Source organism: Agrobacterium tumefaciens (genome assembly GCF_005221325.1).
In the GTDB taxonomy this organism is placed as follows: domain Bacteria; phylum Pseudomonadota; class Alphaproteobacteria; order Rhizobiales; family Rhizobiaceae; genus Agrobacterium.
On the sequence record NZ_CP039889.1, the window covers coordinates 1,623,534 to 1,637,078 of the forward strand.

A 13,545-nucleotide genomic window follows, 5' to 3' on the forward strand; every position below is an offset into this window, starting at 1 on the left:
TCACAATGCCTCGCTTTGTTGCTGCAACGGTGAAGGCGCCGCACCTGGTTTGACCCGGCGAATAAATGCCCGCAGAACGTCATGCGCGACGCCGCCAAGGCCACGCGGCATGAACAGCACGACGAGCATGAAGATGAGGCCGATGATTGCTTTCCACGCCTCAACCAGCGCCTCGGTCTCGCTGACCTCTGCCTCGATCATGTTGATGAGGATCGCGCCGATGCAGGCGCCGAGCAGGGATGAGCGACCGCCGACGGCCGCCCAGACGACCATCGTGACCGAAAAGGAAAGATCCATGAACGTTGGCGAGGCGAATTCCGCGACAACCACGTAAAGCATGCCGGCAACACCGGCGATGCCCGCCGAGATGACAAAGAAGAATACCTGGTAGAGCGAGACGTCGAAGCCGAGATAGCGGGCGCGCACTTGGTCATCGCGGATCGCCTGCAGGATCATGCCTGCGCGGGTTTCGACGACAAGGCGGGCGCCGATGAGCGCCAAGGACAGGCATACGGCACACAGGTAATAGGTCGCCCGGCTGTAGGGATCGAATTCGATGCCACCGATCGTCAGCCAGCCGAGATCGGTCAGGCCGTTGAAACCATTTGTAATCGGTTGCGCATCGACCATGACGAGGCGGACGAGAAGGACGAGCGCCAGTGTGATGATCGACACGAAGACGCCGGAAATGCGTTTGCGGAACACCAGCATGCCGAGCGCGCCGGCAATCACTACAGGAAGCATGATGCCGAGCACGAGGCCCACCGACTGGCTTTGAAACGGAAGCCAGAGGAAGGAGCCCTTGTTGATGCAGCAAAGTTCCGTCGGTGCGCCGGGTTCGGCATTCCATAGCATGAAATCCGGAACCGGCTTGTCGGAACCCTGTTGCAGACTGGTCAGGCTTGACAGTTTCAGGGACATGGCAAGCATGTAAGCGCCAAGGCCGAAAAACAGCCCCTGGCCGAGATTAAGAATTCCGGCGTAGCCCCATGTCAGCGCAATGGCGACACCGAGCATGCCGTAGACAAGATATTTTGAAATGCGGTTCAGCCAGAATTCGTCGCCGAAAACGGGTGCCGCGAAAATCACTGCGATGAAGAGCACATAGGCAGCGATCTGGAATTTCCGTTCGATGCTCATGTCAGCGCCCCTTGAACGAGAACAGCCCGCTGGGCTTTACGAGAATGACGAGGATGACGACTCCGAAAACGACCGCGCGTGCCAGAATGTCGTTCGTTCCGATGGCCACCAGCGCATTGATTTCCCCCAGAAGCCCTGATGAAAGGGCCGTACCGAAAAGGCTGCCGACGCCGCCTGTCACCACGACCATGAAACCGTCGACGACCATCGTCGTGCCCATATCCGGGAAAACGGTCTTGAAGCCGGACATCATGACGCCCGCGACGCCGGCCAGACCGGAACCGAAGGCAAAGGTGAGCGCGTTGATGCGCTTCACATCGATGCCGCAGGCCGCAGCCATTTTTGGATTACGGATGATTGCCCGCACCTGCATGCCTGCCGTCGTGCGATAGAGAATGAACCATGTCGCCAGCGTCAGCGCGGCTGTTACCGCAATGATGAAGGTGCGGTAAGCGTTGATGGCGGCACCGGCAAACCTGAAGGTGCCTTGCAGGTATGAAGGCACTGCGACGTTTTGCAGCCCGGCCCCGAGGCCTTCGATATGGATGCCAAAAAAGGTGAGGCCGAATTCGAGCCTTACGGCCTGCTGCAAAAGGATGGCAATACCCCAGGTGGCGAGAAGCGTGTCGAGCAGGCGGCCGTAGAGCCGTCGCACGACCACCCGTTCGATTGCCAGGCCAAGCAATGCCGTCACGACAAAAGCCAGCGGTATTGCCAGCAGAAGGCTCGTTTTCAGCCAGATGCCCGAGAGAACGGCGACATAAGCGCCGATCATGACCATTTCGCCGTGGGCCATGTTGATGACGCCCATGGCGCCGTAGGTGATGGCGAGGCCGAGTGCCACCAGAAGAAGGATCGAGCCGAGACTGAGGCCGATGAAGAGAATGTCGAGCATAACGCCACCGTTCATGAGAAGGGCGGGCCAGACTTTTTCCTGCTCCTGGCCAATCCCGAATGTGGGTTGGCGCGGCACAGAGGAAAAAACACAGATCCGCCTTGCCGAGACATTGTCCCGCCAAACATGGTTGGCGGGACGACGCGGGGAGGGGTCAGCCCTTGAGCTTTGCTGCGTCGAGACCGTTGCTGGTGCAGAACAGATTGCTTTCCGTCTCGCCATAGGCCGAGTAGGGCAGCGGCTTGATCGGCGCGGGATATGCGTTGACGACCTTGCTCTGGCCATCCGGTTGCCATTGCCCGATGCGCGGTGTCAGCCAGCAATGCAGGTTGTCGGGGTCGGTGGTCACCTTGCCGCCGGGTGCTTCATAGGTCTGGCCGCGTATGCCGGCCCGGATCGCGTCGGCAGATAGATCGCCGGATTTCTCCACCGCCTGCTTCCAAAGGAATACCTGGAAATAGGCGGCCTCGAGCGAATGGTATGTCACGGCTTTCGGATCGTTGACGAAGGTCCTGAAGCGGTCGATGAAGCTCTTGTTTTCAGGCGTTTCGATCGACATGAAGTAGGGGAAGGATGTATAGCTGCCCGCCGCATATTCGGCGCCCATGGCCGCGATCTCGATCTCGGACGTCACCGTCGCGCAGATCGGGATAACCTCCTGTGAGAGGCCCTGGTTCTTGAACTCGCGGTAGAAGGCGATGATCGAGTCTCCCACGACGTTGGAAAGAACGACATCCGCGCCCGATTCCTTGATCTTGCTGACCATGACCGCCCATTCCGAGTGGCCAAGTTCCAGATATTCGTCCGCGACCCATTCCGCACCGGCCGCTTCGATCAACTTCTTGGAAACCTTGGCCATCTCGCGCGGATAGACATAATTCGAGCCGACGATGAAGAACTTCTTCTTGCCCAGTTTCTCGACGATCCAGGGAATGTAGTTGGAGAGCTGCTGGTTTGGAACCGCGCCGGAATAGACGACGTTGCGCGAGCATTCGAAGCCCTCATAGTGCGTCTGGTAGAACAGCATCGCGCCGCGGCGTTCGAAGATCGGCAGCACTGCCTTGCGGCTGGCAGAGGTGTGGCAGCCGAATACGGTGGAAATCTTGTCCTTGACGATCAGCTTCGACGCCTTTTCGCTGAAGGTTTTCGGATCGGACGCCCCATCTTCCACGACGACTTCTACCTGGCGGCCGAGAACACCGCCCGCCGCGTTGATTTCGGCCACGGCCATCATGACGCCGTTGGCCAGAAGTTTTTCGGCGACGGAAAGGCCACCCGTCTGGGAGTAAAGCGCGCCGACCTTGATGGCGTCGGCTGCAAAGGCCCGGCCGCCCAAAGCCGGCAGGGCAAGTGCGGCTGAAGCGGTGGCTGCGGTTTTCAGAAATTCACGTCTGTTGAACACCATCTTGGTTCCCCTTTTTTTGATTGGCGCACGCAGTGGCACTGCCCGGCTCTGCGGCGAGGCTTTCATGCCGAAAAAGTATTGGAGGGCTGACGTCACTGTCAGCAGACAACAAAAAACCCGCGAGGCTTGTCACAGCCTGCGGGCACCCTTGCCATCAACGCATCACGGCTGTGCCGCGTGCAACAGCGGCACATGGCTTCGTCAAACGAAGGGATGTGCCGGAGGTGTTCATCTGGAACACATGAAAAACTAATCATGTTTTTGGGAAGGGCGCAAGAGCTGTTCAGCGTTGATAATCGAATTGGCTATTTCATCGATCGGCACGCGCCGGGCCATCGCCTGCTCGCGCATTTCGCGATAAGCCTCGTTCTCGCTCGTGCCGCGATTGGCCATCAGAATGGCCTTGGCCCTGGCGAGCTTCTGGTCTCCCAATACCTTGCGTTTGTATTTGCGTGCCTCCTTCACGAGTTTTTGGCGCTCGAGCCAGAGGCTGCGGGCGATGGCGAGATTGGTCAGCAGGCCGAAAGGTTTGATCGGTCTCTCGACGATGGCGAGCGCGCCGCTTTCCAGAACGATCTGCAACGTCGAGGGGTTTTCGTAACCCACGATGGCGAGCATGGTCGGAGCGGGATTGGGGAGACACTTCAGCAGGCGTTCGATCTCCGGTCGCGCCTCATCTTCCATGGCAAGGAAGACGACATCTGTACCATGCGGCAATTCGGCGGGCACTGGCCAGAGGAAGCTGACGGTACAACCGATGCGGCGCAGGTGATCGACCAGGAACTCTCCTTCGGATGTCCGGGGGTGGATGACCAGAACCTTGAGATCCCGCAAATCTCTAAGAAGGGCGAAAGACATCGTCACTCCCCCCTCAGACCTGAACACGATGGTGAAAAATCTGCGTCAAGTCCGGGCGATATTCGCGCATGAACGGATCCGGCGCCACCCGCACCGACGGATCATAGACAATGTCATAGCCGCCCTGCGCATTCACCCTTGCAACTCTTGGCCACAGATGCGTGTGGTTCGTCTGCCGATCGATCTTTACGGCACCCTGCGGGGCATCATACTCCACCTCGTAGAGGGCGGGCAGAAGGTGTTCCAGCCCCTCGCTGCCGGCCCGTTGCAAAGCCGCCGCATAGAGATAGACCTGGAAATAGGCCGCCTCGGCCGGCGCGGTCGGCAGCATCTGCTGGCCATAGCGGTTCTGGTAAGCCGAAACGAACGCGCGAGAGCGGGGCGTATCCAGAGAAGCAAAAAACGGCGCTGCGGTGATATGACCTTCGGCCACCTCCGGCCGCATTCGGATCACGTCGGCCTCGCTTGTCGATTGACTGGCAATCGGCATGGTCGCTGCATCGAACCCCGCCTCCTTGAACGCCGTATAAAACGGAATGATACCGTCGCCGACGATCGTCGAATAGATGACATCCGGTTGCGCAGCTTTAATGTGCCGGATGATTTTGGCGACGTCCTCGGTTTTGAGGTTAAGCGGGACGTACATCTCGTCCAGAACCTGTCCGCCCAACTGAAGAAAGAGGTCGCTGATCGTCCGGTTCGATTCATAAGGATAGACGTAATTCGACCCGACCAGAAAAACACGCTTTCCATAATGCGTGGTGAGGAAGTCGACCAATTGCACGGAATTTTGATTGGGGGCGGCACCTGTGTAGATGCAGTGTCGGGAGTATTCGAAACCCTCGTAAAGCGTCGGGTAGAACAGCAATGCATCACGGGCCTCGATGACGGGCAGAGCTGCTTTGCGAGTGCTCGACATGTGGCAGCCGAAGACGACGCGGACCCGATCTTCGTCGCAGAGCCTGACCGCAAAGTCCCTATAGAGACTGGGGGTTGATTGCGGATCGTAAGCTACCGGTTCGATCGCCCGACCGAGCACGCCGCCCGCTGTATTGATTTCGTCGATCGCCAGCAAGCTCGCGGCTCTCTGGGTTTTTTCGACGGCTCCGGTCACGCCCGTCTCGGAAAACAGCACGCCGACCCGCCAGCTTTCTGAAGTCATCATCGCCACCAAAAAATAAAAAAGCTCCCGCCCGTTTCCGGTCGAGAGCTACCCTGCTCATGGAATATCAGCGACCCATTGGGGCCTGCGAAAAGATGATGGCAGTTTCCGCGTCCTCTGACAATAGCTGAACCGTAAGCGCCTTCTAAGACCATGCCATCGGAGTGTTGGTGTTGCCGGAAGTAATGGTTGGCGTGATCGAGCTGATGCGGCGCGGATCGTTACCGCCCATATGAACGGCGTCTGTTGACCACATGTCACGCGGGCCGCCCGGTTATTGCCTGAAACGGCTCGGCAGAAACGGAAGGGCTTCGCCGCTGATGCGATTTTCGAGTGCGTCGAGCACGAGATCTGCTGTCTTGGGAGCGGCGGCAATGCCGACATGCCCGTGGCCGAATGCGGCGACAAGACCAGGGTGCCGCGACAGCGGGCCAATCACCGGCAGGCCATCCGGCGTGGAGGGACGATGCCCCATCCAGAGCCGAAGCGTGGGGGTCTTGTCCGTGGATAGATAGGGGTAGCTCGCCAGGGCATGCCGTTGCAGCACCCGCGCGCGCTCCCAATTCGGAGGCTTATCGACCGATGCGAGCTCGACCTGGCCCGAAAGGCGCAAACCCATGTCTGTCGGTGTATTGGCCATCCGGCCGGTGCTCGGCATCACGGGGATCTCGAAAGGCGTTTGCCCCGATGTAACGGTCACATGGTAACCCCGTTCGCTCTGCATCGGAATGCGCACGCCAAGCGGGCGCAGCAGATGGCCGGAATGTATGCCGGCGGCCACGACGATGCGGTCGGCAGATAACGTCTCGCCGCCCTTGAGCACGGCCTGCGGTGCCGGGCCGTCGAGGATAGCGGTTACGGCGGATTGGTGGAATTGCACACCCCTGCGCCGCGCGGCGTCCACAATGCCGGCCACATAGCGCCCGGTGTCTCGGCAATGGGCGCCGTTGACCACATGGACGGCGAACCGGTAGGCAGGGCCGAGCGCCGGCAGCCTTTCGCGGATTTCAGCCTCATTCCATTCCGCATAGGCAACGCCATTCTCGCGACGCAGCTCCCAGCTCAGTGCTTCCGCCTCGAAGGAGGCTCGGTCGGGATAGGCGTAGAGCAGCCCTTTTTGAAGAATAAGCTGCTCCTGTCCGGTCTTCCGCGCGAGCTCCAGATGCCGTTCGGGTCCATCGTGCAGCAGGAAGTTCAGTAATTTCGCCGTCCGGCGCACGCGTGCCTTGCTCGCACCGGCCCACAAAAAACGGAGGAGCCACGGCGCCAGCTGCGGCAGCGACATCCAATCGATCGTCAGCGGCCCGTTTCGGTCGAGGAGGAAGCCGGGAACTTTCCGCCACAGGCCAGGCATGCTCATCGGGATGATCGATGCCGGGCTGATCCAGCCGCCATTGCCATAGCTTGCGCCGGCTTCACTGCCTGGCGCATTGCCATCGCAAAGTGCCACATCCCAGCCCGCTTCCGCCAATCTTAATGCTGTGGTGGCACCGATGATGCCCGCGCCGACCACGATTACCTTGCCTGTCATTGCCGTTTTCGTCCTGCTCTCAGGAAAGTCCGCCATGGAAATGGCTGAGGAATTCCCGCGTTTTCGTCTCGCGGGGTTCGTTGATGACTTGGCGCGCATCGCCCGACTCGATGACGAAGCCGTCCTGCATGAAGATGACGGTGTCGGCGACATCGCGGGCAAAAGCCATTTCATGGGTGACGAGGATCATCGTCATCCCCTGTTCGGCAAGCTGGCGGATGACCGCCAATACTTCACCGACCAATGCCGGATCGAGTGCCGAGGTGGCCTCATCGAACAGCATGACTTCCGGTTTCATGGCCAGTGCCCGGGCAATCGCCACGCGCTGCTTCTGTCCACCGGAAAGCTGCTCCGGGCGTGCATCGGCTTTCTCGACCAGCCCGACTTTGGAGAGAAGCTCCATCGCGAGTGCCCGCGCAGAATTGCTGTCCTGTTTCAACACGCTCACCGGCCCGATCATCACATTGTCGATGACGCTCATGTGCGGGAACAAATTGAAGTTTTGAAACACCATTCCCGTATTGGCGCGGAAGGTTGCCAGATCCCGGTCGCGCATGGCGACGTGGCCCGAGGAAAAGTCCATCCGCCTTCCGCCGATGGTGATGCAGCCCGCATCAGGCAACGACAGCAGATTGAGGCTGCGCAACAGGGTGGATTTTCCCGAACCGCTCGGCCCGATCATCGCCACGACATGACCGCGTGGCACGGAAAGATTGATATCTTTCAGGACCTCCAGCGGTCCGAAGGACTTCTTCAGGCCCACGACCTCGATCATCGGTTCCGTGCCGGCCATCGTCTGGATCTCGTTATTCATGTCTTGCGGCCCTCCAGCCAATGCGCCAGGCGTGTCATGGGAAACAGGACGGCCAGATAGATGGCTGCAATCAGGGTGTATGTTTCGAGCGGCCGGTAGGTGGCGGATGTCACCAGTTGACCTTGATAGAGCAGGTCGGGCACCGCGAGCACGGAGAGAAGCGAGGTGTTCTTGAGCTGCAGGACGGACTGGTTCACCAGTGGCGGCACCATGCGGCGCAATGCCTGCGGCAGGATGATCTTGGCCATCAACTGGCCTCGCCGCATGCCGATCGCGCGGCCCGCATCCCATTGTCCCGGATCGATCGAGACGATGCCGCCCCGGATGATCTCGGCATAAAACGCGGCGCCGTACATGGTCAGCGTGATGAAAGCCGCCATCGCTGGCGAGATCTGAATTCCGACCAGCATGGGCAGGGCATAATAACACCAGACCAGTTGCACGAGGACAGGTGTACAGCGGAACAGTTCCACGATCGTCATGATCGGAACGGTAACGACTTTCATCCCAGAGAGCCGGGCAAGAGCGAAGACCGTGCCGACGACGATTCCAGAGATGATGGTCAGAACAGTGAAGCCGACCGTATAACCCAAGCCTTGAAGAAACAGGCCGCGGTACTGCCAAAGGCCGGAGAAGTCCCATTGATACTGCATCACAGCGCGCTTTGTTCTGCCCGGCGGAATATCCGCGGAGAGGTTGATGTAAAGAGCCACTCGCCAAGCGTCAGGATGTCGAAGACGGGAAGGCCGAGGGCTGCCGAGATCGCCTGTGCAAAGGGCGGCATGTTGGTGCATTCCAGCACGATCGCGCCGACCGAGGGATGCTCGGCGATGAGCTTTCGGGCAACATCGATCACTTCGGCCTCCAGTGCCGCATGATCATATGCGGCGGAGCCCTCGATGAGCGCATGAAATGCGCCGCCGGCGGGCACCCCGCGCACGGGCACCGATGGATCGGCCCCGCAGGCTTCGAACACGTCGGGACCGAGGCTGGCGGCATCATAGGTTATCACGCCGGGACGCAGCCCGGCGCCAAGCGTCATTTTCACCATGGGCAATTGCATCAGGCTGGAGGCGGCGACCGGCACACCGAGCGCCTCGGCCAATTTTCGCTGATGTCGCGCCATGAAGCCGCAGGACGTGATGATTGCGCTGCAGCCCTCCGAGATAAGCTCTCGTCCGGCGGCGATGAAATCTTCGACGAGACCCTCGCCGCCCGCACGGACGACGAGTGAAACGGACGCACCGCGCACTTTGCGAAACTTGACTGGAAAACGCCATGAGCCGGCATGGCCGACATCGCCAGGTGGACGTTCGAACGTCGTGTCCAGCATGATGATGCCCAAGGCACCTGAGGAAGCGGACATGGGCGTGCCTGTCAGAATGTCAAATTTGCAGGCAGCGCAGCCTTGTCGACACCGACGAGTGCGAGGCTCTCGACAATCCAGTTCGAGATATTGCCTTGCCCACGGCGTTCCGCAAGCCAGGTGTCGACATAATCGCGGAACTCGCCATTCGGATCGCGGCGCACGCCGATTGTCGTCGGTTGGCTCGCATGGGGCTCCGGAATGATGAGCTTGACGTTCGGCGCAAGGTGCTTCGTCGTCACGACGGCGAGCAGGGCGACCTGGATGATGGCGTCGGCGCGGCCCGATTGAAGCGCCAGAATGGTCTCATCGGCAGATTTGAGCGCAACCAGCGTGCAGTTCGGTAGGTTCTTGCGGGCGAAATTGTCCTGCGTCGAGCCAAGGTCGACGGCTACCCGCATCTCCGGCTTGTTCATCTCCTCCCACTTCGTCACTTCCAGGTCCTTGCGGGCAACGAGGGTGAAGGTATTGTCCATCAGCGCCTTGGTGAAGTCGACAACCTTGGCGCGCTCTGGATTGTTGCTGAGCCCGAACATGATGTCGATCTTGTCGCTTTGCAGATCGATCACGGAATTGCCCCAGGTCGTCTCGACCAGCTCCAGTTTGACGCCGATATGTTGCGCCAGATCACGGCCCATTGCGACGCAGAAACCTTCCCACTCTCCGGTTGCCAGGTTCTTGTGATAATAAGGCTCGGTGCCTGCAAATACGCCGATCCGCAACGCACCACGAGCCCGGATTGCTTCGAGTGTTGCGCCTTCGGTTGCTGCGAGAAGTGCGGAAGATGGGAGGAGTGCTGCAGCGCCTGCAAGCAGCATTACTCTTCCGAAGTCACGTCTGTTCATGGCCATATCCCCAGTTGATTATTCGTTCCCTATTGCGCCTTGCGGGCGATCAATGCGTTGTCGCGATTGATTTTATTGGAAAGCACGACCGAATAGGTCACGCTCTCGATTTCCTCGATCCGGGCAAGCTCTTCGATCAGGGCTTCCAGATCTTCCAAAAAATTGACGTTCACACGGCAGAGGATGTTTGCCGGGCCGCTGATCGCATCGGCGGTCGAGATCTCCGGGTAGCCGCGCAATACCACGAATAGCCTTTGCGTGGCGCGCATGGCGGTGGTGATGAAGATATAGGCTGAAACGCTCTGATCGATCTCGCGGCGACCGACGATCGCGCGATAGCCGAGAATGACGCCGCGGCGCTCCAGCCGCTCGATGCGCTCCTGGACACTCGATCGTGCGAGGCCGACACGTCGGGCCAATTCACTGGCAGGCACGCGCGCGTTTTCCTCCAGGATGCTGAGCAGATTGCGGTCAATGCTGTCGCCGTAGTCCATGTCGTTCCCACTTTCTTTTGTGGAAAGACTGCGTTCAAACTTTCCCAAAGAAAAGCATTGAAAAATGGGTTCTTCATGACTTTTATTCATGATCCCGAACAGGAGCTTCGTCATGCGCCGTTTTCTGCCATCCTTGAGTGCCCTGCATGCATTCGATGCATCCGTGCGTCACTTGAGTTTTACCAAGGCGGCCGAGGATATGGGGATCACCCAAAGCGGCATCAGCCGGCAAATAAAAAACCTTGAAGATTTTCTGGGTCTTACCCTGTTCGAGCGCGCCGGGCCGAAGCTGATCCTGACGGAGGAGGGCACGCGGTATTATGATGAGATTTCGCGCCTTCTCGATAAGCTGGAAGATGTCTCCATCGATGCCGTCCGCGGTCGAAAAGCACAGAGCATGCTGAAGATCGGCTTTCCGCCGACACTGATGCGGCGCTGGGGAGCGTCGATGCTGACCGCTTTTGCAGCCGCGCATCCCCAGACATGGTTCGAGGTTTATCCTTGCCGTCACGATCTCGACTTTGCGACATCCGAGCTGGATCTGGCGTTTCTGCGCGGCACCGGAAATTGGAGCGGAGCGCGCAGCCAGCTGCTCTTCGACGAGGAATTGGTTGTAGTTGGCGCACCGAAGCTGATGCCGCTGCAAGGCCTGCCGAACGACGAGGCGCTGCTGGAATATCCGCTGATCCAAAATTCCAGCCGCCCGAGCCTGTGGCTGCATTGGCTGCGGGGTGCAGGCGTGCATTATAAGAGCCGCATTTATGGCCCGCGCCTGCCGAACTTCGATATGATCCTTGAATGCGCCATCAACGGTATGGGACTGGCAATCGTTCCCGAACTCCATGTGCGCACCGAACTGGCCGCAGGGATTTTGAATCCCGCTCTAAACAGGTTTCAGACATCGGGCGAGGGCTTTTATCTCTGTTTCCCGCAGGCGCGGATGAACTCGGCCAATGTGCGGATCTTCCGCGACTGGTTTGCTACCGAATTCGCGCGCCGGCGGCAATTCCTGCCTCTGGCGCATCCCTTAAATCAAAAATAGGACTTCTCTATGGGCTTCAGCTCAAGCGGATCTTCTCCCCGCTTCAATAGCCAGGAATAGACCGGCGGCACTCGGTCTGCGATGGATTCGACGTGAACGTCAATGAAGCAAGGTCCGTCCTCGTGGGCGAAGGCGGCTGCGAGTGCGCCGTCGAGTTCTGAACCTGTCTTGGCTGTCCATGCCTTGAGGCCATAGGCTTCCGCGATTGCCTGACCGCGCGGCGCCAGAAAGTCCACGCCAAAGCACTGATTGTGACCTTTGAGCCGGTGGAGGCCCTTGATCCAGCCGAATGTGCCATTGTTGAAGAGGATAAGGATTGCCGGCACCTGCAAGCGCACCAGCGTTTCCAATTCGCCGACCGTCATGCCGAACGATCCGTCACCAAAGAGACCGATCGGCCTCTTGGACGGATCGGCCCGCCAGGCCCCGACTGTGGCGGGAAGGGCCGAACCGAGCCCACCGAAGGCGCGCGGGATGGCGAAACGCGTTTCACGATCATTGATTTTAAGGAAGCGCGTCATGTAGGGCGTCGGTGTGCCAGCGTCGGAGTAGATCAACGCTGGTTTGCAGGAGGCATGGAGCGCCTCGTTGAAGGCACGTACGGCCCTCTCCGGTCGCAGTGGAACCCGCTCGTCGGAAAGCGCTTCCTCGGCGTGCTCCCAGAACACCTTTCGACGATCATTGAGGCTGTCGATCCACGGTTCATGTCGGGCGGGTTCGATTGCAGCGTCCAGCGTCAGGAGTTCTTCCAGAACCAACAGGGCATCGCCCTGGATGGACAGCAGGTTCTCATAGTTGTTCGCCATGATTTCCGGGGAGATGTCGATCTGCGCCAGACGGCGATTGAGGGTGATCCGCGGGAAGGTCCAGCCGATGGTGACGACCGAGCCGATGCGTGAGCCAACGAAGAGCGTGAAATCCGAATGCTCCAGCGCCCAGTTCGCATGGGGGTGAAAGCCGTTGTCGCCGATGACGCCGATGGCGAGGCGGTGGTCGTCGTCAATGGCGCCCTGGCCGGTCATTGTCGTGCACATTGGCACGTTGTATTTTTCGGCAAGCTGCGTGATCCGGTCGCCGGCGCGCGCGCGGTTTACCCCGCCGCCTGCCACGATCAGCGGCCTCTCGGCCCTGGCCAGAAGTTTGAGCAGGTCCTCCAGCTTCGAGCGCGGCGGCAGTGTCGGGTAAGCGGGGAAGGTGCGGCATTCCTCTTCGACATGAAGGGAGATTCGCCCCGGGTCCACTTCGGCAAGCAGCATGTCCTCCGGAATTTGCAGGTGCACGGCGCCGGGTTTGCCGGAGCAGGCGACACGAAAAGCCCGGCGGATGATTTCCGGCAGTTTTTCCGGCGATTTCACCTGGACGGACAGTTTCGTCACCGGCTCGAAAAGCTTGGCGCAGTCGAGTTCCGTGAGGACGCCGCGGCCTTCACCGGGAAGCGGGATGTCGATGGTGAGAAGGATTACGGGCACGGACGAGCCGTTCGATTCGGCCACCGGGGGCAGCGAATACATCGCGCCCGCGCCCGACGGGCATTCGAAAACCCCCGGTCTATTGGTGAACCGCCCATAGGCGTCAGCCATGTAGCCGGCTGACCGCTCATCGCGGGCCATGACATGGCTTATCTTGTCTTCACGGTGCTGAAGGGCCTCGTAGAGGGGGACGTTCGTGTCCCCCGGGACGCCGAAAATGGTGTTAACCCCGTAACCGATGAGCATTTCCACCAAAATATCCGCGCCACGCATTTCGCTCTCTCCTGTCTGTGCTGCAGCAGCAGGATAGGACCATCGAGAGCCGACGGGGACTGGCGATATGCCGGGCCTATGAGGCGTGAACCGTCAGATTGCCGGTCTCGGCCGCTGCACCGCCCGTCACCCACGGAAATACTCAGACGAAATTCACTATGTAGGCCGCTACTCGCTTTGCGCCTGGTGCAAAGAATTCCGGTCGCTGCCGAGGCGGCTGCCGAACTCTCACCGCGAGGCAAAGCGCTATT

The 13,545-nt window shown here is 59.7% G+C and carries 13 protein-coding genes; 1 reads left to right on the forward strand and 12 read right to left on the reverse strand.

Annotation, left to right across the window (positions count from 1 at the left end; genetic code table 11):
* The 11 genes from urtC to CFBP5499_RS22460 form a co-directional block, all read right to left on the reverse strand.
* Positions 1–1,140: an urea ABC transporter permease subunit UrtC gene (urtC, locus tag CFBP5499_RS22410; protein WP_080828166.1), complete on the reverse strand. Its 1,140-nt coding sequence runs from the start codon at positions 1,138–1,140 to the stop codon at positions 1–3.
* Position 1,141: 1 nt separating this feature from the next.
* On the reverse strand, positions 1,142–2,035 hold the full coding sequence (urtB, locus tag CFBP5499_RS22415; RefSeq protein WP_080830126.1) for an urea ABC transporter permease subunit UrtB: 894 nt from the start codon (positions 2,033–2,035) through the stop codon (positions 1,142–1,144).
* Positions 2,036–2,189: 154 nt separating this feature from the next.
* On the reverse strand, positions 2,190–3,440 hold the full coding sequence (locus CFBP5499_RS22420) for a transporter substrate-binding domain-containing protein (RefSeq protein WP_080828164.1): 1,251 nt from the start codon (positions 3,438–3,440) through the stop codon (positions 2,190–2,192).
* A 249-nt stretch (positions 3,441–3,689) separates the two neighbouring features.
* Positions 3,690–4,298 (reverse strand): ANTAR domain-containing response regulator, encoded by a 609-nt coding sequence (locus CFBP5499_RS22425; RefSeq protein ID WP_080828162.1) that lies wholly within the window; start codon positions 4,296–4,298, stop codon positions 3,690–3,692.
* Positions 4,299–4,311: 13 nt separating this feature from the next.
* The gene (locus CFBP5499_RS22430; RefSeq protein ID WP_080828161.1) at positions 4,312–5,463 is read right to left on the reverse strand and encodes a transporter substrate-binding domain-containing protein; all 1,152 of its coding nucleotides are present in this window, start codon (positions 5,461–5,463) and stop codon (positions 4,312–4,314) included.
* 271 nt (positions 5,464–5,734) lie between these two features.
* A complete protein-coding gene (locus CFBP5499_RS22435) occupies positions 5,735–6,991 on the reverse strand; it encodes an NAD(P)/FAD-dependent oxidoreductase (protein WP_080828159.1) in 1,257 nt (418 codons plus the stop codon).
* Positions 6,992–7,010: 19 nt separating this feature from the next.
* Positions 7,011–7,805 (reverse strand): amino acid ABC transporter ATP-binding protein, encoded by a 795-nt coding sequence (locus tag CFBP5499_RS22440; RefSeq protein WP_080828157.1) that lies wholly within the window; start codon positions 7,803–7,805, stop codon positions 7,011–7,013.
* Positions 7,802–8,458: an amino acid ABC transporter permease gene (locus CFBP5499_RS22445; protein WP_080828155.1), complete on the reverse strand. Its 657-nt coding sequence runs from the start codon at positions 8,456–8,458 to the stop codon at positions 7,802–7,804. The genes CFBP5499_RS22440 and CFBP5499_RS22445 overlap by 4 nt, the downstream gene beginning before the upstream one ends.
* The gene (locus CFBP5499_RS22450; RefSeq protein ID WP_080828153.1) at positions 8,458–9,171 is read right to left on the reverse strand and encodes an aspartate/glutamate racemase family protein; all 714 of its coding nucleotides are present in this window, start codon (positions 9,169–9,171) and stop codon (positions 8,458–8,460) included. The genes CFBP5499_RS22445 and CFBP5499_RS22450 overlap by 1 nt, the downstream gene beginning before the upstream one ends.
* A gap of 11 nt (positions 9,172–9,182) precedes the next feature.
* Complete coding sequence (locus tag CFBP5499_RS22455) at positions 9,183–10,016, reverse strand: transporter substrate-binding domain-containing protein (RefSeq protein ID WP_080830125.1); 834 nt, start codon at positions 10,014–10,016, stop codon at positions 9,183–9,185.
* A gap of 29 nt (positions 10,017–10,045) precedes the next feature.
* Positions 10,046–10,624, reverse strand: a complete 579-nt coding sequence (locus CFBP5499_RS22460) for an Lrp/AsnC family transcriptional regulator (RefSeq protein WP_233284227.1) — start codon at positions 10,622–10,624, stop codon at positions 10,046–10,048.
* Between CFBP5499_RS22460 and CFBP5499_RS22465 the strand changes: the two genes are divergently transcribed.
* A complete protein-coding gene (locus CFBP5499_RS22465) occupies positions 10,623–11,552 on the forward strand; it encodes a LysR substrate-binding domain-containing protein (protein ID WP_233284228.1) in 930 nt (309 codons plus the stop codon). The genes CFBP5499_RS22460 and CFBP5499_RS22465 overlap by 2 nt on opposite strands.
* Here CFBP5499_RS22465 and CFBP5499_RS22470 read toward each other — a convergent pair.
* The gene (locus CFBP5499_RS22470) at positions 11,543–13,294 is read right to left on the reverse strand and encodes a thiamine pyrophosphate-binding protein (protein WP_080828147.1); all 1,752 of its coding nucleotides are present in this window, start codon (positions 13,292–13,294) and stop codon (positions 11,543–11,545) included. The two genes, CFBP5499_RS22465 and CFBP5499_RS22470, sit on opposite strands and share 10 nt — an antisense overlap.
* Between the last annotated feature and the right edge of the window lie 251 nt (positions 13,295–13,545).